Origin of the sequence: Flavobacterium profundi, from assembly GCF_006491645.1 — a bacterium.
In the GTDB taxonomy this organism is placed as follows: Bacteria; Bacteroidota; Bacteroidia; order Flavobacteriales; family Flavobacteriaceae; genus Flavobacterium; species Flavobacterium profundi.
Genome location: NZ_VDCZ01000006.1, coordinates 201,504 through 222,460 on the forward strand (window position 1 = coordinate 201,504; position 20,957 = coordinate 222,460).

The 20,957-nt window shown below is 30.2% G+C and carries 19 protein-coding genes; 8 read left to right on the forward strand and 11 right to left on the reverse strand.

Annotated elements, in window-relative coordinates; genetic code table 11:
- Positions 1-207 precede the first annotated feature (207 nt).
- Positions 208-1,980, forward strand: a complete 1,773-nt coding sequence (locus FHG05_RS09940; protein WP_140997864.1) for a MutS-related protein — start codon at positions 208-210, stop codon at positions 1,978-1,980.
- A gap of 81 nt (positions 1,981-2,061) precedes the next feature.
- Here FHG05_RS09940 and FHG05_RS09945 read toward each other — a convergent pair whose 3' ends face one another.
- From FHG05_RS09945 to FHG05_RS09970, 6 genes are all read right to left on the reverse strand, one after another.
- Entirely contained in the window at positions 2,062-2,805 is a 744-nt protein-coding gene (locus FHG05_RS09945; RefSeq protein WP_140997865.1) for a DUF547 domain-containing protein, read from the reverse strand.
- Between the two features lie 203 nt (positions 2,806-3,008).
- Positions 3,009-4,127 carry a DNA polymerase III subunit beta gene (gene dnaN / locus FHG05_RS09950; protein WP_140997866.1) on the reverse strand — a complete coding sequence of 373 codons (1,119 nt, stop codon included), beginning with the start codon at positions 4,125-4,127 and terminating at the stop codon, positions 3,009-3,011.
- An 87-nt stretch (positions 4,128-4,214) separates the two neighbouring features.
- Positions 4,215-5,897, reverse strand: coding sequence for a gliding motility-associated ABC transporter substrate-binding protein GldG (gene gldG / locus FHG05_RS09955; protein ID WP_140997867.1), 1,683 nt, complete (start codon positions 5,895-5,897; stop codon positions 4,215-4,217).
- A complete protein-coding gene (gldF, locus tag FHG05_RS09960; RefSeq protein WP_140997868.1) occupies positions 5,897-6,622 on the reverse strand; it encodes a gliding motility-associated ABC transporter permease subunit GldF in 726 nt (241 codons plus the stop codon). Before gldF ends, gldG begins: the two co-directional genes overlap by 1 nt.
- A gap of 116 nt (positions 6,623-6,738) precedes the next feature.
- Positions 6,739-7,035 (reverse strand): putative quinol monooxygenase, encoded by a 297-nt coding sequence (locus tag FHG05_RS09965; RefSeq protein WP_140997869.1) that lies wholly within the window; start codon positions 7,033-7,035, stop codon positions 6,739-6,741.
- A 2-nt stretch (positions 7,036-7,037) separates the two neighbouring features.
- On the reverse strand, positions 7,038-7,868 hold the full coding sequence (locus tag FHG05_RS09970; protein WP_140997870.1) for an SAM hydrolase/SAM-dependent halogenase family protein: 831 nt from the start codon (positions 7,866-7,868) through the stop codon (positions 7,038-7,040).
- A 190-nt stretch (positions 7,869-8,058) separates the two neighbouring features.
- Between FHG05_RS09970 and FHG05_RS09975 the strand changes: the two genes are divergently transcribed.
- The 6 genes from FHG05_RS09975 (at position 8,059) to FHG05_RS10000 (ending at position 13,845) form a co-directional block, all read left to right on the forward strand.
- Entirely contained in the window at positions 8,059-9,009 is a 951-nt protein-coding gene (locus FHG05_RS09975) for a PhoH family protein (protein ID WP_140997871.1), read from the forward strand.
- Between the two features lie 272 nt (positions 9,010-9,281).
- Positions 9,282-10,718: an alpha-amylase gene (locus FHG05_RS09980; RefSeq protein WP_140997872.1), complete on the forward strand. Its 1,437-nt coding sequence runs from the start codon at positions 9,282-9,284 to the stop codon at positions 10,716-10,718.
- Positions 10,719-10,833: 115 nt separating this feature from the next.
- Positions 10,834-11,652, forward strand: a complete 819-nt coding sequence (locus FHG05_RS09985; RefSeq protein ID WP_140997873.1) for an SDR family NAD(P)-dependent oxidoreductase — start codon at positions 10,834-10,836, stop codon at positions 11,650-11,652.
- A gap of 3 nt (positions 11,653-11,655) precedes the next feature.
- Positions 11,656-12,117, forward strand: coding sequence for a hypothetical protein (locus FHG05_RS09990; RefSeq protein ID WP_140997874.1), 462 nt, complete (start codon positions 11,656-11,658; stop codon positions 12,115-12,117).
- A 156-nt stretch (positions 12,118-12,273) separates the two neighbouring features.
- Positions 12,274-12,783, forward strand: a complete 510-nt coding sequence (locus FHG05_RS09995; protein ID WP_140997875.1) for a hypothetical protein — start codon at positions 12,274-12,276, stop codon at positions 12,781-12,783.
- A gap of 114 nt (positions 12,784-12,897) precedes the next feature.
- Positions 12,898-13,845, forward strand: a complete 948-nt coding sequence (locus tag FHG05_RS10000) for a phosphoribosylaminoimidazolesuccinocarboxamide synthase (RefSeq protein ID WP_140997876.1) — start codon at positions 12,898-12,900, stop codon at positions 13,843-13,845.
- A gap of 75 nt (positions 13,846-13,920) precedes the next feature.
- Here FHG05_RS10000 and FHG05_RS10005 read toward each other — a convergent pair whose 3' ends face one another.
- The 5 genes from FHG05_RS10005 to FHG05_RS10025 all read right to left on the reverse strand — a co-directional run bounded on the left by FHG05_RS10005 (position 13,921) and on the right by FHG05_RS10025 (position 20,042).
- Positions 13,921-14,619, reverse strand: a complete 699-nt coding sequence (locus FHG05_RS10005; RefSeq protein WP_140997877.1) for a hypothetical protein — start codon at positions 14,617-14,619, stop codon at positions 13,921-13,923.
- Positions 14,620-14,875: 256 nt separating this feature from the next.
- The gene (locus tag FHG05_RS10010) at positions 14,876-16,219 is read right to left on the reverse strand and encodes a hypothetical protein (RefSeq protein ID WP_140997878.1); all 1,344 of its coding nucleotides are present in this window, start codon (positions 16,217-16,219) and stop codon (positions 14,876-14,878) included.
- A gap of 96 nt (positions 16,220-16,315) precedes the next feature.
- Entirely contained in the window at positions 16,316-17,014 is a 699-nt protein-coding gene (locus tag FHG05_RS10015; protein ID WP_140997879.1) for a response regulator, read from the reverse strand.
- 1 nt (position 17,015) lies between these two features.
- Positions 17,016-18,944: a tetratricopeptide repeat-containing sensor histidine kinase gene (locus FHG05_RS10020; protein ID WP_140997880.1), complete on the reverse strand. Its 1,929-nt coding sequence runs from the start codon at positions 18,942-18,944 to the stop codon at positions 17,016-17,018.
- 9 nt (positions 18,945-18,953) lie between these two features.
- On the reverse strand, positions 18,954-20,042 hold the full coding sequence (locus FHG05_RS10025) for a M42 family metallopeptidase (protein ID WP_140997881.1): 1,089 nt from the start codon (positions 20,040-20,042) through the stop codon (positions 18,954-18,956).
- Between the two features lie 83 nt (positions 20,043-20,125).
- Between FHG05_RS10025 and FHG05_RS10030 the strand changes: the two genes are divergently transcribed.
- Positions 20,126-20,815 (forward strand): DUF4294 domain-containing protein, encoded by a 690-nt coding sequence (locus FHG05_RS10030; protein WP_140997882.1) that lies wholly within the window; start codon positions 20,126-20,128, stop codon positions 20,813-20,815.
- Positions 20,816-20,957 lie beyond the last annotated feature (142 nt).

The window sequence follows — 20,957 nt, forward strand, 5'->3', positions numbered from 1 at the left end:
TTTTTCTTATTTCAAAATTAGTAGTATGGTGTCCAAAAAAATGTTAGCTCTGTAACACAAATGGGTTTTAAGAAAATTATAACATTTTGCTACTGAAAGCCTTCTGAGTTAGTTTGGATAAACAACATTAGAATGAAGTTGCTTGGTTGAAAAATGTATCTTTGTAGGAAAAGAAAATAACATCTTCTGATTGTAATTTAGGAAATAATGAAAGCATATACTACTCGAAAAGCTGCCCAAGAAATAGCCTTGCAAAAAATCAAGAAAACCTTGAATGTTTTAAGTATACTTCGCTTTGTATCTGTTGCTATGGCTGTTTATTTCGCTTACGAATTGTATCAAGAATACACTATTTTTTACTTAATACTGTTCTTTTTAGCGATAACTACATTTCTTTTTTTATTGCGTTGGTACGACCAAAAAAAAGAAAGTAAATTACATAAAGAAGCAATTGTTGCCATTAATGAAGATGAAATTACTTTCTTAAACAAAGAAAAAATTCCTTTTGATGATGGAGCTGCTTTTAGTAATTCACATCATGAATATGCCTATGATTTGGATATTTTTGGTCCCAATTCATTATTTCAAACCTTAAATAGAACCTATACTTATATTGGTAAAAAGACTTTGGCTCAAGCCTTGGTAACCCAAATTTCAAATGATGAAATTTTGGAGAGGCAAGAAGCTATTACAGAAATGCGTTCTAAAATAGAGTGGAGGCAAGATTTTATGGCCAATGCTAAAGTGAGCAAGGATGCGGAACAATTTTACAATCAGTTGCTCGCTTGGACAAAAAACAATAGCCAACTGGTGTCTAAAATGAACCTACTACTACTGTATGTTTTACCAATTGTTTTTCTAATAAGTAGTTTGGGGTATTATTTTATAGGTACGAATAATTGGATGTTGTTTGCAACGCTTTCTTTTTTTGCAAATTTAAGTTTTGCCGCTACTTTTATACAACGCATTAAAGTAGAAAATGCACATTCCACAGCTATTGATACCATTGTACGACAATACAGCTTTATGATTGAAGCTATTGAAAAAGAAATATTTACTTCTAAAAAGTGTATCGATTTACAAAACGAATTGCAAAAACATAATAGCAAAGCCAGTCAATCGTTGTACCAACTTTCCAAATTGTTTTCAGGTTTAGACAGTGTAGCCAATCCTTTAGGTATTCTTTTTTTTAACGGAACCGTTTTATATCACATTCATATTTTTAGAAAAATTATTGCTTGGAAAAACCAACATGCATTGCATGTAGCACGATGGTTGGAAATTATTGGAGAAATGGAAACCTTACAAAGTTTGGCTAATTTTTCCTATAATAATCCTGATTTTTGTTTTCCAACGCTTAACAATGACTATGAAGTTGCATTTACCCATATGTCACATCCACTATTGAAAGCGAATCATAGAGTAAGTAATGATGTTACTTTTCAACCACAATCCTTTATTATTCTAACAGGTTCCAATATGTCTGGGAAAAGTACTTTTTTGAGAAGTTTGGGTATCAATATGGTTTTAGCTCGAATGGGTTCGGTCGTTTGCGCTTCACATGCTACCATTCATCCGATGCCAATATTAGTTTCCATGCGTTTGTCGGATTCTTTATCGGATAGCGAATCTTATTTTTATGCAGAAATAAAGCGTTTGAAACAAATTATGGATGCATTGGATAGCCAACGTGCCTTTGTGCTTTTGGATGAAATTTTGAGAGGTACTAATTCAGATGATAAACGATCAGGAACAGTGGAAGTTATTCATAAGATGATACAGAAAAAAGCCATTGGAGCTATTGCTACGCATGACATTGAAGTGTGTTTGACTGCTGATGAATTTCCAAATCAATTGATTAATAAATGTTTTGAAGTAACGATTGAAAACAACGATTTGCATTTTGATTATGTGTTAAGAGATGGAATTTGTAAAAATAAAAGTGCTACTTTTTTAATGAAGAAAATAGGTGTTATTTAATGGTTTTTACATAAAAAAGCTACATCCGCATTGTAATGTAGCTTTTGGGTAATAAAGAAATAATTAATTAAAAAAGTGAAATTATTTTAAGGCTAAGAATTCTTTTGTAGCAAATTTAACTTGGCTGTTCAAACTCCAATTGTACTCTAAATACTGAATTTCAGCATTTTCTTTGATACGAGTGTCAGAATATTTATTAATATAGTCTATTACCGTTGCATTATTTTTAAGAAAATCAGCTGCAAACCAATCAAAAATTTTAGATAATTTGACTTCTTTTCTACTGATATCATTTTTGGTTGTATTATTGATAAATTTTTTTGCTGCAATTTCGAGTTGGTCATCTATGGTATCAGCATAAAAAGGCACTCTATTGATATTTGGACAAGATATGGAAGCACAATTGATGGCAAAATGAATGCGTTCGTCTAAAGTTTTACTCAAAATTTCCTTTTCAATATAATTTAGTGAGACCAATTGGTTTTTTACAGGTATAAAGCGTAAATCAAAGGATTGAGACACATCTCGAATACTATTGATTGGAAAGTTGTCAATAATCAATTTAATTGAATATACATTGTAAATATTGATCCAATGGGATAACTCTTGGTTTTTGCTCCAATTGGAATAGGTTTCTAATTTTTCAAATCGGTCAATGGCATTTTTTAAATCTGTGTGATTTTCATATATAGCATCGTAATCGACATAACCTTCTTCAGAGACATATTTGGTAAGAAAATCTTCATAAAATTGGTAATTGATATATTGACTAAAAGCACTGATTTGAGATAAAAGAAAGACGGATAGTATAATTATTTTTTTCATGATATATAAACTGGATGATTTATTATACTTACGAAAAAAATAGGATGTTGGTTTTTAAGTGCCTGAAAATTGAGTAGTTAAATGAGATATAAAAAATAAAAACCGCAATTCCTTTTCAGTACATGCGGTTTTTGGGTTAAGGTTGGTTATAGTTATTTTAAAATTAGAATATTTCTAAATTCTAAATTCTGATTTCTAAATTATTAGTTGCTTAACATAACTGGCATAACCAACATAGTTACGGTTTCGCCATCATCTAAACCATCTACAGGAGTAAGAATACCTGCTCTGTTTGGCATAGACATTTCTAACTGAATTTCATCGCTGGTTAAATTGTTTAACATCTCTGTTAAGAAGCGAGAGTTAAAACCAATTTGCATATCATCACCTTGATAGTCACAAGTTAATCTTTCATCAGCTTTATTTGAATAATCAATATCTTCAGCAGAAATATTCAATTCTGTACCAGCAATTTTTAAACGAATTTGATGCGTTGTTTTATTAGCGAAAATAGCCACACGACGCACCGAGCTTAAAAACTGCACTCTATTGATTAATAATTTATTTGGATTTTCCTTAGGAATTACCGCTTCATAATTGGGGTATTTCCCATCGATTAAACGACAGGTTAATACATAGTTTTCAAATGAAAAAGTTGCATTCGCATCGTTATATTCAATTTTTACTTCAGCGTCTGACGCAGCTAAAATACCTTTTAAAATATTTAAAGGTTTTTTAGGCATAATAAAATCCGCCACTTGAGAAGCTTTTACATCTGTACGAGCGTATTTAACTAATTTATGAGCATCCGTTGCAACAAATATTAAACCATCTGGTGAAAATTGAAAAAACACACCACTCATAACAGGTCTTAAATCATCATTACCTGCAGCAAATATAGTTTTACTAACAGCGGTAGCTAATACTTCAGCAGGAACAATAGTTGAAGAAGGATCTTCTAAAGCCACTGCTTTTGGAAATTCCTCACCTGGAGCATAAGCGATAGCATATTTACCAGAATTAGAACTAATTTCTACCGTACTGTTTTCTTCAACTGTAAAAGTTAAAGGTTGTTCTGGGAATGTTTTAAGGATGTCTAATAATAACTTTGCTGGAACAGCAACACTACCTTGGCTAGTTGAGTCTATTTCTAAACTCGCCGACATGGTCGTTTCTAAATCAGATGCAGAAACAGTAAGTTTACTGTTATCTAATTCAAATAAAAAGTTATCTAAAATGGGTAACGTATTACTACTATTAATAACACTTCCTAATACTTGAAGTTGTTTTAATAAATATGAACTCGAAACTATGAACTTCATTATTTTTTTATTTTAAAACCGTTTATGATTTTAGTTGCACAAATATATTCTAAATTATTAGCAATCACAAAAACATTTTATTAACATCTACTTGCTATATACTTTTTTTCTTAAATAGGTAAAAAGAATGCCAAATATAGCTAAAATTACAATTGGTAATCCGACAGTTATCATTTGTGCCCATGAATAATTTTGGTACACTCTTTCTTTATTTAATAAAGGTAAGGAAACATCTTTGCTTCTAATGTTGATAAGTCCTGTATCGTCTAATAAGTAATTCACGCAATTCATTAGAAATTCTTTGTTTCCATAGAAATTGTTCGTCCATTTGTCAAAACCTAATTCCAAGGGAGCACCTTTTTCTATTTGATTTTTAATTACATCTCCATCAGAAATAACTATCATTTTATTTTGAGGACTTTCTTTTTTGAAAGTAGTATCTTTAAAAGGTAAGACACGATTGGTATACATCGAATTAAATTGTCCTTCTAAAAGTACAGCTACCGGCATTAATCCTTTACCAGTATATTCTTCGGGTTTCGTTTCTTCAGTAACGATGTCTAAAGAAATTTGAGTAGGAGTTCCTATAGGTTTTGAATACTCTGAACTACTTAAAAGTACTGTTTTTTTTATGTTATTATTTAAGAGTTCAATAGGAGAAGCAAACTCAAATTTAATTCCTTCCATGTTTTTTACCAAAGGATGAGTCGTAGATGGATATACAAAAGGAGAAAATTTCCAGAAATATTGTTGGTATTGCGTATTACTGCCTTGTTGACCTGTAGCTAATTTAATCGGTATGGCTTGTTCGTCTTTTATTAATAAAGGATTAATTCGAATCCCATATTTAAAAAACATTTCGGTTAGATTTAAATCATTGTTCTGTGCTAAAATGCTTCCTGTTTCGTTGTACAAATCTTCATAATTTGCGTGTACATTGTCTAGTAACCAAAGCGTTTTCCCACCATTCATAATAAATTGATCCAGTACTTGTTTTTCTTCATCGCTAAAAGCTTCTGTAGGTTTTGCAACAATGGCTAAATCATAATTTTCTAAAGCGGCTAAAGTTTCTTTTGGTTTTGCGCTTACTGAATCTAATGTAAAAGGCGCTAGAAAATAGCTTTCACGAACTGTCTTTAAGAAATCTGCGATATAAATATCTTGTAATTCACCGTTTCCTTTAATAATAGCAATTTTCTTTTGTTTCTCTTTGGTAATCTTATTAAAAGCTTCTGCAAAAGCAAATTCCAAATGCTGTACCGAACTAATTACTTTTTCTTCAGTGGAAGCACCCATCAAGTTTTTTAATAAGGCTACTTTAGCACCTTTATCTCCATAACTAGCTACTGCCCAAGGGAAAACTACTTCTTGTGTTTGTTTGCCTTTATCATCTACAGTAATGTTTAAAGGTTGTAAGCCTCTTTCATAAAATTGTTTCATTACTGCAACACGCTCTTCTTCTTTCTCAATAGGATTTACAAAATTGATAATGATATTTGGATTATAAGCGGCAAATTCTTCTAATAATTCTCTGGTTTCATTTTGTAAACGTTTGAAATCAGGAGGAAAATTTCCTTCTAAAAAAACATCCACAATTAGAGGGCTATCTATATTTTTAATAATGTTTAGCGAAGTTTCTGAAAGCGTATAACGTTTGTCTTCCGTTAAATCAAAACGTTTGAAAAAGTAAAAACTAATAGTATTGATAGCAATTAAAAGGATCAGTATAAGTGCTAATGCTTTCAGGTTTTGTTTTTTTGAATTTTTCATTATCCTCTCATTCTTTTTAGTTGGTAAACAGTCATTGCTAAAAATAATACCGTTATGCTGATAAAATAGGTTACATCTCTGGTATCAATTACTCCTCGACTCATGCTTCGAAAATGAAAATCCATACCAATAGCTGCAATTATTCTACTGTTTTCTGCAAAACTGTTTGCCACTCCATCAAAACCAAAATAAAAGATAAAACAAATAAATACAGCTAAAATAAAGGCAATAATTTGGTTGTCGGAAAGTGAAGATGTAAATAGACCAATAGCGGTGTAACCAGCTATTAAAAATAGCAATCCAAAATAAGATCCTAAAGTACTGCCCATATCAATATTGCCAGGAGGATTACCAAAATAAGAAATCATCCATACATAAATATAAGTAGGAAGTAAAGCAATAATAATTAATACAAAAGCACCTAAGAATTTACCATTTACAATTTCCCAAGTGGTTAGTGGTTTGGTAAAGAGAAGTTCGATAGTACCTTGTTTTTTTTCATCTGAGATACTTCGCATTGTTACTGCTGGAATTAAAAAAATTAAAATCCATGGAGCTAATTTGAAAAACGGACTTAAATCGGCAAATCCTGAATTTAGGATGTTAAATTCGCCATCAAAAACCCATAAAAATAAGCCATTTAGAATTAAAAAAATAGCAATCACCAAATAGCCTATCGGTGATCCAAAAAAAGATTTTATTTCTCTTATAAGTAATGCTTTCATGTTTTTTATATTATCAAAATAGGTAAACCCAAAGACTTTTTCAATTATTTTCCTTACAAATGTACTATATTACTTGAAATACGAATCGACTGTCCTTATTTTAACATTATTATAGTTTAAGGAAGTGAGACTATTTTATCGACACTCCATGCTTCTGGTTTATCACTAAATAATATTTTTGTTTCTCCCCAAACTTTTTTAAACAAGGCTGAATTTCTATACGCTTCTAGATTTTCTTCGGTTTGCCAATAGCTGTAAGTAAAAAAAACACAAGGATTGTGTTTATCCTGATACAATTCTAAGAATTGATTGCCTTCAAAATTTCGAATTTTTTCTTTTACTGTATCAAAATTAGCTAGAAAATTTTCAATTTGGTCTTCTTGAAAATGCATTTTTACAATTCGTACAAACATTTTTATTCTTTAAAAGTTATCGTTACTACATCTCTAAATTTCAAACCTAATAAAGTAGAGGCAGAACCTACTGTTTTAGGATTACTTTTATATATTGCGATTTCTAAATATTCGTTTTCATTAAAAAGCGCCAAAGCATTCCCTTCAAATGTTTTTAAAGAATATTTGTCAATATTTTTAAAATCAGAATAATAGCGATGAATTCGTTCTAGTTTTTTGGTATGAAACGAAATCGTGTATGCTCTTTTTAAAGCAATATCTTCAAACATTTTTTTAGAAATATTGGTCACACAATTTCCAAATTGATCAATATAAATAATATTTCCTTTAATAGAACTGCCATCTGTAGCAATTACAGGTGTTAATTCATTCACTATCTTTAATTCTGTAATTTCTTTACCAATTACATTTAAAAGTCCGCCTCTTGTAATATGAGAAGCCACAGCAACAAAAACATTCATGGGAGTAGGGTCTTCTTGCAAGCGATCGTGAATGGAAATGGCAACCATCTTTTGAGGAATCTTCTTTTGTATTAAGGCACTTAAAATGCCATTATCGGCACAAATAAAATATTGATCTTCCCATTGCATGGCAATATGTTGTGTGCTTTCTGTCTTTTCACTATCAACTCCTATAATATGAATGGTACCTTTTGGAAAGTTTTTATAAGAAGCTGCAATACAATAACTCGCTTCTAAGGTGTTGAATAAATCAATATTATGAGAAATGTCAACAATAGTTGGGTTGTCAATGCTCGAAATTAGCTTACCTTTTAAAGCACCTACAAAATGGTCCTTTAATCCAAAATCGGTAGTAAGCGTAATTATTGACATATTTTTGTTTATAACTTATTAATGATGCTAGCTATGTTTTTCTTAAATTTGAAATCATGCTCTTTTTTACACCCTTTCAAAGCGTAAAAAAGAATCCAAAATCGATAGATTGAAAAACATTTTGTATCCAAAAATGAATACAAAGCTAGCATAATTTTAGTACAACAAAAATAATTTAAAAAGAAAGCATTTGAACGAGAGAAACATTGAATTAGTAGAGATTACACCTAAAGATTTTTGGGGCGCACAAGATGTTCATTTAGAAGCCATTAAAAAATATTATCCCAAATTGAAATTTGTGGCGAGAGGCACTACACTTAAGGTTTATGGAGAGGAAGAAATTTTAGAAGAATTTGAAGCCAAATTTAAGCGTTTAATGCTTCATTTTACTCGATATAACAATATTGATGAAAATGTAGTTGCCAGAGTATTGGAAAGTGACGCACAAGAAACACAATATATGCATGATAGAGATAAAATTCTAGTGCATGGTGTAAGTGGAAAGTTGATTAAAGCCATGACGCCCAATCAACAAAAGTTAGTAGAAACTATTGTTAAAAATGATATGGTTTTTGCTATTGGTCCAGCAGGAACTGGTAAAACGTATACTGGAGTTGCCATGGCGGTTAAAGCATTAAAAGAAAAACAAGTAAAACGTATTATTTTAACAAGACCAGCAGTTGAAGCAGGTGAGAACTTAGGTTTTTTACCAGGAGATATGAAAGAAAAATTAGATCCTTACATGCAACCTTTGTATGATGCTTTACGCGATATGATTCCACCAGAAAAATTAGAAGATTATATTTTAAAAGGAATTATTCAAATTGCACCTCTTGCTTTTATGAGAGGACGTACTCTAGATAATGCTTTTGTAATCTTAGATGAAGCACAAAATACAACCCATAGTCAAATGAAAATGTTTTTAACCCGTATGGGTAAAAACGCAAAATTTATGATTACAGGTGATCCAGGTCAGGTTGATTTACCAAGAAGAACCATTTCTGGTTTGAAAGAAGCTATTTTAATTTTAAAAGATGTTGAAGGTGTTGGTATCATCTATTTAGATGATAAGGATATTGTGCGTCATAAATTAGTAAAAAAGATTATCGATGCTTACAAAAGTATTGAAAACCATGATTAATCAGAATATCTACTATTTAAAAGCCAATTATTCAGTTAATTGGCTTTTTTTATATCACAAAATTTAAAGTTTTGGATTGTTTCTATAACGTTTTAGTAAAATTTATCAACACGAAATCGTTTTCGTTAAGGTATTCGTATTTTTTGAATAAAATAAATATGAAATTTATATTAATTTAGATAAAAAATTAAACAAATTTAAATTAAATCGATTTTTCTAATTGATTATTATAACCCACCTATAACAAACGAAAATCTATAATTATTTAACATATGAAACAAACAAATCAACTACGTTTATTGGCTTCTTGCTTCGTGTTTTCTTTCTTCTCTTGTGAACAGGAAGATGCAATCAACAAAAATGAAGAAGATTCCAGAAATTTTAAAGTCATTGAAGTAACCCATCACGATGGTCGTCCATTCAGTACAGGAGATGATAAATCCAATTTAAATTCCAAATATGTGGCTAATGCTGGAGGAGGCGTTATGATGCAAGGATTTTATTGGGATGTTCCAGCTGGAGGAACTTGGTGGAATGTAGTAAAAGGAAAAGTAACGGCTTGGGGAAATGCTGGTATTGAATCCATTTGGTTACCACCGGCTTCAAAAGCTCAAAATGGACCTTTTTCTATGGGATATGATCCAACCGATTATTATGATTTTGGAAATTACAATCAAAATGGAACTGTTGAAACCCGTTTTGGTTCTAAGACCGAATTAACCAGTTTAATTACAGCTGCTCATAACGAAAACATGAAAGTATATGCAGATATTGTTATCAATCATAATAGTGGAGGACAATCAGAATATAATCCATACACTGGAACCAACACTTATACTAAATTTAATGTAGCTTCAGGAAAATTTATAAGAAGCTATAATGATTTTTATAAAAACTCTTATGGGAATAACGATGAAGGAAGTTTCGGTGGTTTTCCAGATTTATGTCATGCCAATCCTTATGTACAAGATTGGTTGTGGGGAAGAGCAGATGCTGTTGGAAAATATTATAAAAATACTATGAAATTTGATGGTTGGCGTTTTGATTATGTAAAAGGATTTGGACCTTGGGTTGTGAATCAATGGAATGCTAATGTGGGAGGTTTTTCTGTTGGTGAATATTGGGACGGAAATGCTGCAACATTAGAGTGGTGGTGCGATAATGCCAATAGTTCTGCTTTTGATTTTGCGTGTTATTATAAAATGGATGAAGCTTTCGACGGAAATGATTTAACCAAATTAAGTACGGGTGACATGCTTTGGAAAAGAAGACCTTTTAGAGCAGTAACTTTTGTTTCTAACCATGATACCGATCAAATTTGGAAAAAAACTTTGGCTTATGCTTATATTTTAACACACGAAGGTTATCCAACTATTTTTTATAGAGATTATGAAGAATGGTTAGACAAAAATAAATTGAACAATTTAATTTGGATTCATAACAACAAAGCAACTGGTAATACTTCCATTTTATATGCGGATAATGATGAATATATCGCGAGAAGAAATGGATACAATGGAAATCCTGGTTTAGTAGTGTATTTGAATAATTCGAATGCTTGGCAAGAAAGATGGATTCAAACCAATTGGGCAAGTACTACAATTAAAGACTACACTGGAAATTCGAGTTGGTATCCAACCACACAAGGCGATAAATGGGTTAAAATTCAATGTCCTCCTAATAGTTATTCTATATGGTCTACATTATAGTTTTTATTTCTTGAGTTATAATTGATTGAAGGTGCTGTATTTTTTATACAGCATCTTTTTTTTGTTATTGTCTTTCAAATAAACTTTATTTGCAACAATTAAAAAAGATAACATTTTGAAAAGTATACTCATTACCGGTGCCTCAGGCGGTCTTGGTAAACTAACAACTAAATATTTTGCTGAAAACGGATGGAATGTCATTGCAACGATGATTGATATTAATCTTGCCGACGATTTATTAACATGGCCTAATGTTTTTTGTTATGAATTAGATGTAACCTCCACAGCAAGTATAGAAAAAGCAAAACAAGAAATTCTAAATAAATTTGACACCATAGATGTTATTATTAATAATGCTGGTTTAGGATATAGAAGTTTTGTGGAGCTCTCAGAAGATGCTAAAATTGATACGATTGTAAATGTTAATTTAGTTGGCGTAATTAAAGTTTGTAGAGCTTTTATTCCAGTTTTTAGAAAGCAAAGAAAAGGAACTTTTATTAATATTTCTTCAGTAGCTGGATTAGTAAATTTGCCTTTAGGGAATTTTTATCATGCAACAAAAAGAGCTGTAGAAAGTTTTTCGGAATGTATGTCTTATGAATTGTTAGATTTTAATGTAAGTGTTTGTACCGTCCAATTTGGAAATGCACCTACCGATTTCCAAAAAAATGTTACCGTTTGTGACGATTCACATATATCTTCTTATGAACAAATGATGTGTAAAATCAATACTATTTTGCAAAAGAAAACAAAAAAGAATAAAGATTTAACTTCAAGGATTATTCATAAATTATATGATATTGCTGAAAATCCACAAAAAAGTTTCAGAAGATATACAATTGGTTTCGATGCTAATTTTATGCGTTACTTAAGACGATTTTTAGGATATCGCTTATTTAATAAAATAATTAGAAAAATGGTTTTAAATAAATAGTATATGAAAGATTTTTTTAAATACGAGAAAGGATACGTCAATATAGATGCTACCTATTTATATCTAACCCAAACCGGCAATTGGTCAGAAATAGATTCTATATATGAAAAATCTGCAAAATCAAAAAGTATTAATAGTCGAAAAAAAATAAAAACCTATAGTTTTTATGTTATGTTGTTAGCTTTTTCACTATTGTTATTTTTTAATGTGACCAATGGTAAAAGTGGTAAATCCATGCTTCCAATCGGAATTATTTTATTGTTTCTTTCTTCATTCTATTATTTTAGAGCGAGTTCTGGCAAGCAATACAAAATTCCTTTACAAAAAATTAATAAAATGGAATACTCTTTTAATAGTTTAAAGATTTATTTTACCAATGCAGATGGTAAAGAGGATTTTGAACGATTAGAAAATATAGATTCTAAAGGGATAACAATTTTAAAAGAGCTAAAGTTTTTAAAATAAAGTCCTTAGCTGTTGTTTGCAAGCCTTTTTAAACTATAAGAAACGCTAAATGGAATGTCATTTCTTTTAATTCTATAAATTTTTATAAAAATGATGTAAGTTTTGGTGCTTAAAAATCATTGAAATTTGTACCATAATATTAAAAGAATAAACATTATGAAAAAGTTATTTTTAATTATTGGATTATTAGGATTAAGTCCAATTTTTGCACAAGAAGAAATTGATATTACACCAGATAACTCATGGCTTAAAGCAGGATTAGTTGCGGGTGTTCCAGTTGGAGATGCATCAGATGTATCTTCTTTTAACTTAGGAGTAGATCTTAGAGGTCAATATTTATTCAACCCAAATTTTGCTATTGGTATCGCTTCAGGATATACACATTACTTCGCAAAAGACGATTTTGAAGATTTTGGAGTAATCCCAGTTGCAGGATTTTTACGTTATTATTTTACGCCAAGTGGATTGTTTTTTGGTTCTGATTTAGGATATGGATTCCTTTCTAATGTTGAAAACAATGAAGGTGGTTTGTATGTTAACCCTCAAATCGGTTACCATAATAGAGATTGGAATATCTATGCTTTCTACCAAAATACATTTGCAGAAAACGATGTTGACTTACAAACGGTAGGGGTTGGTGTAACGTATAATATTCGTTTCAAATAAGAAGTTACGTAATAAAATAAAAAAAGGGAGGAAGTTATTTCTCCCTTTTTTTATTTTGATATTGTTTAGCATTGGGAAACAGTTTACATTTGCACTTCAACAACACAACATTTAATGAATACTATTACACGAACTAATTTCAGTTTCCCAAATCAAAAATCAGTTTATCACGGAAAAGTTAGAGAAGTTTACAATATTAATGATGAACTTTTAGTAATGATTGCTACCGATAGACTTTCTGCTTTTGATGTAGTTATGCCTAAAGGAATTCCTTATAAAGGGCAAATTTTAAACCAGATTGCTACTCGTTTCATGCAATTAACAGAGGATATCGTTCCCAATTGGCTTATTGCAACTCCAGATCCAAATGTAGCTGTAGGACATTTGTGCCAACCTTTTAAAGTGGAAATGGTGATCAGAGGCTACTTATCAGGTCATGCAGCAAGAGAATATGCTGCTGGAAAAAGAGTGCTTTGTGGGGTTAATTTGCCAGAAGGTTTAAAAGAAAATGATAAATTTCCTGAACCTATTATTACACCTACCACAAAAGCTGATTTTGGAGTACATGATGAGGATATTTTTAGAGAAGCCATTTTAGAAAAGGGTATCGTTTCTGAAGAAGATTACCTTGTTTTAGAAAAATATACTAAAGCTTTATTCCAAAGAGGAACAGAAATTGCAGCTTCAAGAGGATTGATTTTAGTAGATACCAAATATGAATTTGGGAAAACCAAAGAAGGTAAAATTGTTTTAATTGATGAAATTCACACACCAGATTCTTCTCGCTACTTTTATTTAGAAGGATATCAAGAAAGACAGGATAAAGGAGAGTCTCAAAAACAATTGTCTAAAGAGTTTGTACGTCAATGGTTAATTGCCAATGGTTTTCAAGGAAAAGAAGGACAACAAATTCCAGAAATGTCTGAAGCTTATATACAATCGGTTTCAGAAAGATATATTGAGCTTTACGAAAATATACTAGGAGAGAAGTTTGTTAAAGCCGATATTTCAGACATTCAAAGTAGAATTGAATCGAATGTATTGCGTTTTTTAGAAAAATAATAAGATATTAAAAAACATAAAAAAAGCCTTAAATTAAATTTTAAGGCTTTTTTAGTTGAATAAAAAGAAGTTGTTTTATAGTACTTTCTCAATTGAAAAATTTGTTGATAATGATGTACCAGTAGAACCACTATTACTTGCTTTTAATTTAGCATCACGGGTTACATTACTATCATAATCTGTAAATATTCTAAAACCATAGGAATGACCTTGTCTTAGTTGTAAATAATTTGTAATTCCATAACTTTCATTTCTTCCTCCACCCATTCCAGAATTATTATTATCTCTATGCTTGAAAGTTCTTCTTAGAACCCAATTATTAGTTGTGAAATCCCAAAGACCAATTAATATATCTAAATCTTTAGAATTATTAGTATAATCTCCAATATCAAAATCCATTGAAACTTTATAATAGCCATCTATGGTTGGAGAATAACGACCTGTAGTAGTATTATATTCATTCAATAAATCCAAAAGTTCATTTGAAAGAATAATATCTTTAAAGTTATAATCTAAATTTAAAGACAAATCATGAGATAAAAAACCTACAAATTTAATACCTGGTGCAGTAGCATTGTTATATCCAGTTACTAAAGTACCGTCTTCTGTTACAGATACTGGTGTAGTGGCTCCAGTAACGTTAGAAAGACCACGTATTCTAATATTTCCATTAACGTCTAATTGTTGCGTTGGATTAGTAGTTCCAATACCTACTTGTGAAAACGTTAATAAGGGGCAAACTAAAAGTAGAAACAAAATTCTTTTTGAATTCATAATAAAGCATTTGGTTAATTAAATTAAATAGTAAAAGTTTCATACTCAATTTGGTAACACAAATCTCAAAATTATTCTTAAAGAAACATAAACAAATCGATAATTAGCTTATAAAAACGGTAAAACATCATTTTTGGTTAATATTTTGCAAAAAAAAAACTATATTTTTAGAAAATTTACAAATTTATGATACTATTTTGTTGAATCTAGTGCTTAATTATTTGGTAATTATTTGAAGTATGATAAAAATATCATCTCAATTGGTTATAAAAGCATCAAAATAAAATTGTCCAGTCCAGCAATTTGCACCTGATTGTTCTGCAAATCTTTCAACTCGAGCAATATTAATGGTAACAGAGGATTGCGATTTGTTAGCATAATTTAATACAAATACATCAGAGAAACCACTATTATTGTTAGCGCTAAATATAAAGCCATTCGGATTAAAAGGTAATTGTGGACTAAAATTGTAACGTACTTGTAATCTTTCTGCTAGTACTTCAGCTCTTGCGACTTGTACACCGCTTATTAATTGAGAACCACTTTTTTGCTGTTTGGTTAATATTTCCCAAGAAACAGTTGTAGGAACGCCTTTTATGGTTACGTTAAAGGTTCCGGTTGAGCCTACATTTACATCATTACAAATAGGAATTCTAAGTCCGTTTATTGAAGCCATCAGTGGAATATCGCCTATACTACTATTGGTAATTTGTTGCCATGAAGCATTTCCATTAGCATCTGATGTTAGTACTTTTCCAGCTGCTTGATTTCCATCAACAATTCTTACAGCTGCTGGTGCTGCTGTAGTTATCATCATATTGTCTAAATAAGCTGCATCTTCACCACTAACATTCGAACCGTCTTTACTGTATTCCCATCTCAATGTTCTAGAACCAGCACTTAGTGTAGTATTTAGTTGAGACCAATCTACATTTCCAGACCATTGGTTTTGTTGAACACCGTCGATATAAAATCTAAAATAGTCAAAACCAATTTCACTACTTACTCGAAAATAAAATGATAAGGTAGCCCCACCTGTAGGAACAGCTACTGTATACTCAATACTTGAGCTTTGATTGTGATTAATTGCACCTGATTTCGCTGCATAGACGCCAGCTTGAACTTGTGTGGCTTGTGTTATCCAGTTTAAATTACCACTGGTTGTAAGTGGGACTATAGTGTTACCTTCAAAAGTTTGATTTAGTAAAAAAGTAGCTGTTCCTATATTTTCTACATGAAATTTAGTAGTCGGAGTAGTGGTTCCTACACCCACATTGCCAATGTTTCCGTTGTACATATTGTTGCCAATAATTACCCAGTCATTATCTGAAACTCCAGAAAAAGGGATCCATTGTGTGCCATTCCAATAATAAAAGCCTACACCAGTACTAATGTTAGTATTGTACACAAATAAACTAACCGCAGGTGAAGTTACTGGTGCTGAGTTGTTTAAGTTTGTAATTGAAATTCTAGGCACGAGTAATCCTTTGTCAGTTGCTGTGATGTCTAAAATTGAACTACTATGTGGTGAAGTAGTATTTATTCCTACTTGTGCTTGTAGCAAGAAAGGAAAAACGATTAAAAATATAATTTTTTTCATTTTATGTTATAGTTGATAGTATAACACAAAAGTTAAATGAAATGTTATATATGTAAAATTTTAGGGAAGAATGATTTGTTTTAGGGATAAAATAAGTTAATTGCCTAATAATTTCATAATTTTTTCTTTATATGTCTTAGAAATTGGAATTTGAGTTTCATTGATTCTTACAAATGAATGATTGAATCCAGTAATGAAATTCGAATTAACAATAAAACCTTTGTGCGTTTGATAAAAATCATTAGGTAATAGTTCCATAAAGTCACTGATAGTAGATCGGTAGCGATACAATTCCTCTTTGCAAAATAATTTCAAATAATTTTTATCGCTTTCAATGTATAGAATGCTAGCAATAGTTATTTTTTTAAATATTTCGTTGTGTTTTAATAAAATAAAAGCCTCTTTTTTAGGGTGTAACCTGTTGAAATTTAGTATACTAATTTCAATGGAAGTTAATAAATCATATTTTTGAAATGGTTTAACCAAATAACTAAAAGGCTCCGTTCTAATGGCACGTTTTATTGTGTGGTCATCCGAATAGGCAGTTAAATAGATAAAAGGGATGTTATATTTTTCTTTAATAAAATTAGCTAACCAAATTCCGTCGTTTTCGCCTTGTATATTTATGTCTAATATGGCAAAATTTACTTTTTTAGAATTTAAAATCTCAATAGCTTCTTTACTACTCATTGCAAGTCCTGCAATTTTGTAACCTATTTCTTCCAGCTGATTGGCAATGGTTCTTTGAGTTATAAATTCGTCTTCTACTATAAGAATTTGTATTGGTGTTTCCATTTTAATTCATATTGAAATTAATTACGACTATAGCTCCGCTATCATTATAAGTGGTTAGTTTTCCTTTTAATTGCTTTGTCAAACCATTTATTAGCTCATAACCTACTGTTTTTATTTTGGTTGCATCAAAATCAGTCGCAAAACCATTTCCATTATCTTTAAATATAAGTTGATAACTTTTTTTGCTTATCTCTTTAAATGTAATAGCAATAAAACCCGATTCTTTTGATTTAAAAGCATGCTTATAAGCGTTATTAATTAGTTCGTTTAAAATTAATCCTAGTGGAACTGCTGTGTCAATTTCAAGTTGAATAGTGTCGCTTGAAAAATGAATTTCAATTGCTTTGTCTAATATGGAGTAGGTTTGTTTGCTATACGAAATTAATTCTGCTAAGTATTTATCAAAGCTTATTGCATTGAAGTTTTGATTTTGATACATGGTTTTGTGAAGCAGTGCGATAGATTGTATTCGATTTTGTCCTTCATTTATAATGGCTTTAATTTCTGGCTCTTTGATACTAAAGTTTTGAAGGTCCAAAATTCCTGAAATTATTTGTAGATTGTTTTTAACACGGTGATGTATTTCTTTCAACAAAATTTCTTTTTCTTTTAAGGATGCTTCGATTTGAGAATTTTTTTGAGCAATTGACAAATTCATTTTTTCAATTTTAAATCGTTTTTTTCTGTTGACTCGAACAAAAAGAAAACTAATGATTAATAAAACAGATAATCCAATAATAATTGTAGTGAAAATCATATTTTCTTTTTCCTTGATGATTTTATTCTTTTCCAAAACTTCTCTTTCATTTTGCTCAATTACATAATTGAGCTCTGTACTTTTTAAAAGTTTTTGTTGTTGAATATTGAATAGTGAATCGGTTAATTTTTTAATTATTAATAAGTTTTCATAAGCTAAATCAGATTTACCAATTTTATTGTAATAGGAGTGTTTTAGGTTTAAAAAATTAATCTTTAAGGATATAATATTCAAACAACAATTGTTATCAATAGTTTCAATTAATTCCTTTACTTTGACAAAATCTTTTTTGCCTAAAAATGCTTTTGCAAGCAAAATTTGACGATTTAAATAGCTTGGTGTTTTTTTATTTTGTTCCGTCAAACTGTTATTTATTGTAGTAATTTCTTTAATTGCTTTGTCAAATTCTTTTAATTGTAAATAGCTATTGGCAATATTTTCTTGGGTATTAATCAGTAAGTTAACATAACTTATAGAATCTATATTTTTTTTGTTTTTCTTCGATATTTGCAGAGATTGATTGAAAAAATAAATTGCAGAGTCATTTTTTTTTACTAATGAATAATAGTAGCCTAAATCGTTGTATGCAGATGGAATGATTAAAGAATCTCGTTTCTTATTTTGTAGTAAAAACGCAATCTCTTTTTTTAATTGAAAAATGGCTTTATCGTATTGCTGCAATTGAAGGTAAAGTCTGCTTTGAATATTATAACTCCATAAAGGATAATCTTCACCTTGTTGAATAAGACTATTTATTTGATTGTTACATTCAAAAACTTTAGAATATAAATTCAACTTTAAGTAGGATTCTTGCATAGCAACATAAATATCCATGCGTTCTCTTTTAGTTAAATTGAATTTTTTATCTTCTAGTAAAGCTTTAAAATTTAAAATTGCATCAATATTGTTCTTTTCTAATTGATCAATTAAAGCTAAACAAAACAAAAAACCTTTGTTTCTTTCTTTATCTGTAATATTTTTTTCAATCAGACTTTTAAACGAATTTTTAAAAAAAAGCAAGTGTTCTATTTTTGCCTCCTTATTAAGATTTCTAAAATAAGTAACCTTTTCTGTTTCGGTTTTAGTTACAAACGTTTTGGTAATTATTGAGTTAGCAAAAGCATAAGTAAATAAAAAAAATGAAACTAAAACAGAAAAGGTTAATTTATGCATAAAAAAGGATTATTTAAAATACGAAAAATTATGATTATTCTCTATTTTTAAGAGACTTTCATATATCAGTCGAATTACATTCTCAACATCTTCTCTATGCACCATCTCTACCGTGGTATGCATATATCGTAACGGTAATGATATTAATGCAGAGGCTACACCACCATTACTATACGCAAAGGCATCGGTGTCTGTTCCTGTTACACGAGAAGTCGCGTGTCTTTGAAATGGAATTTTATTTGCTTCAGCTGTATCCACAATCATTTCTCGAAGAATGTTTTGGGTAGCTGGTGCGTACGCAATCACTGGACCTTTGCCCATTTTTAAGTCACCTTCGATTTTTTTATCAATCATTGGAGTAGTGGTATCATGGCAAACGTCGGTCACTATTGCTACATTTGGTTTAAGTGTTTGTGTAATCATTTCTGCACCACGTAAACCAATTTCTTCTTGAACCGAATTCACAATATATAAACCAAAAGGTAATTTCTTTTTGTTTTCCTTTAGTAAACGAGCTACTTCAGCAATCATAAAACCGCCCATTCTATTGTCTATCGCTCTACAAATAAATTTGTTTTCGTTTAAAATTTCAAAAGCATCTGGATAAGTAACTACACACCCCACATGAATGCCTAATTTTTCTACTTCTTCTTTTGTTTCACAACCACAATCAATAAAGATATTATCTATTCTTGCAGGTTCTTCTTTGGATTTATTACGGGTATGAATAGCAGGCCATCCAAAAACCCCTTTTACAATTCCTTTCTTTGTATGAATATGTACTCTTTTTGAAGGTGCAATCATATGATCACTTCCGCCATTTCGAATTACATATATAAAACCATCTTCAGTAATATAATTAACATACCAAGAAATTTCATCACTATGACCTTCAATAACTACTTTGTATGGGGCTTCTGGATTTATAACACCAACAGCCGTACCATATATATCGGTAATAAAAGTGTGTACATAAGGTTTTAAATAATCCATCCATATCTTTTGACCTTCCGATTCATATCCAGTTGGTGAAGCATTATTCAAATAGTTTTCTAAAAAAGTAAGCGACGCTTTGTTTAATATCGATTTAGAACTCATAAAATATTTATTTTTTTGCTAAATTATAAAATTGGTTTAAGACTTATCTATTATTTAATTATTTTTGAGTATAATTTTAAGCTATGAAAAATTACATTATTTGTTTCTTTATTTTAATAAGTGTGTCTTTAAAAGCACAAGTGCAAGATACTTTACGTATGAATGCGCAAGACTCAACACTTTTATATTCCATACAATTGGATGAAATTGTGGTCTCAAAAAATGATGTCTCTGGCTTAGATGAGGAAAGAAAGAAGTTACTTATATTGAAAAGGAGAGTGTATAAGACTTATCCTTATGCAAAATTAACTTCAGAAAAATTGTTGCAATTAAATGCTACAATGGCAAAACTTCAAACAAAAAAGGAAAAAAAGAAGTATTTTAAAATAGTTGAAAAGTACCTACAAGAAGAATTCGAGCCTAAATTAAAAAAGTTATCTAGAAAAGACGGGCAAATTCTTGTAAAACTTATTAATAGACAAACAGGCGAAACTACTTTTGACTTAATAAAAGAATATAAAAGTGGCTGGAAAGCATTTTGGTCAAACAATACAGCTAAACTTTTCGACATTAATATTAAAGAAGAATATAAGCCTTATGATAGATTGGAAGATTTTCATATTGAAAGTATTCTAGTTACTGCTTTTAGACAAGGAAGTCTGGAAAATCAAGCGCCAGCTAAACCAATTGATTTGACCCAACTAGCAGCAACTTGGAAAGAAAAGATAAAAAAGATGAAAGAAGAGCGTTTGGCAAAAGAAGATAATAATTAGGAGCACGGCTTAGGTATTCTAAATCGGTATGTTCCCGCTTTTCGTTTTATCTTTTTATTTTTTGGTATAAAAATAAAAAGGATGCCACTACAATCGGGGCTATTAGAGTGGTTTTGTACTTTATAAGCTGTTTTGTTTTTTT

What these genes read in the sequence shown, in the direction of transcription:
- FHG05_RS09940 (WP_140997864.1), top strand. Translation starts at nt 208, where the DNA reads ATGAAAGCATATACTACTCGAAAAGCTGCCCAAGAAATAGCCTTGCAA.
- FHG05_RS09945 (WP_140997865.1), bottom strand. Translation starts at nt 2,805, where the DNA reads ATGAAAAAAATAATTATACTATCCGTCTTTCTTTTATCTCAAATCAGT.
- dnaN (WP_140997866.1), bottom strand. Translation starts at nt 4,127, where the DNA reads ATGAAGTTCATAGTTTCGAGTTCATATTTATTAAAACAACTTCAAGTA.
- gldG (WP_140997867.1), bottom strand. Translation starts at nt 5,897, where the DNA reads ATGAAAAATTCAAAAAAACAAAACCTGAAAGCATTAGCACTTATACTG.
- gldF (WP_140997868.1), bottom strand. Translation starts at nt 6,622, where the DNA reads ATGAAAGCATTACTTATAAGAGAAATAAAATCTTTTTTTGGATCACCG.
- FHG05_RS09965 (WP_140997869.1), bottom strand. Translation starts at nt 7,035, where the DNA reads ATGTTTGTACGAATTGTAAAAATGCATTTTCAAGAAGACCAAATTGAA.
- FHG05_RS09970 (WP_140997870.1), bottom strand. Translation starts at nt 7,868, where the DNA reads ATGTCAATAATTACGCTTACTACCGATTTTGGATTAAAGGACCATTTT.
- FHG05_RS09980 (WP_140997872.1), top strand. Translation starts at nt 9,282, where the DNA reads ATGAAACAAACAAATCAACTACGTTTATTGGCTTCTTGCTTCGTGTTT.
- FHG05_RS09990 (WP_140997874.1), top strand. Translation starts at nt 11,656, where the DNA reads ATGAAAGATTTTTTTAAATACGAGAAAGGATACGTCAATATAGATGCT.
- FHG05_RS09995 (WP_140997875.1), top strand. Translation starts at nt 12,274, where the DNA reads ATGAAAAAGTTATTTTTAATTATTGGATTATTAGGATTAAGTCCAATT.
- FHG05_RS10000 (WP_140997876.1), top strand. Translation starts at nt 12,898, where the DNA reads ATGAATACTATTACACGAACTAATTTCAGTTTCCCAAATCAAAAATCA.
- FHG05_RS10005 (WP_140997877.1), bottom strand. Translation starts at nt 14,619, where the DNA reads ATGAATTCAAAAAGAATTTTGTTTCTACTTTTAGTTTGCCCCTTATTA.
- FHG05_RS10010 (WP_140997878.1), bottom strand. Translation starts at nt 16,219, where the DNA reads ATGAAAAAAATTATATTTTTAATCGTTTTTCCTTTCTTGCTACAAGCA.
- FHG05_RS10015 (WP_140997879.1), bottom strand. Translation starts at nt 17,014, where the DNA reads ATGGAAACACCAATACAAATTCTTATAGTAGAAGACGAATTTATAACT.
- FHG05_RS10020 (WP_140997880.1), bottom strand. Translation starts at nt 18,944, where the DNA reads ATGCATAAATTAACCTTTTCTGTTTTAGTTTCATTTTTTTTATTTACT.
- FHG05_RS10025 (WP_140997881.1), bottom strand. Translation starts at nt 20,042, where the DNA reads ATGAGTTCTAAATCGATATTAAACAAAGCGTCGCTTACTTTTTTAGAA.
- FHG05_RS10030 (WP_140997882.1), top strand. Translation starts at nt 20,126, where the DNA reads ATGAAAAATTACATTATTTGTTTCTTTATTTTAATAAGTGTGTCTTTA.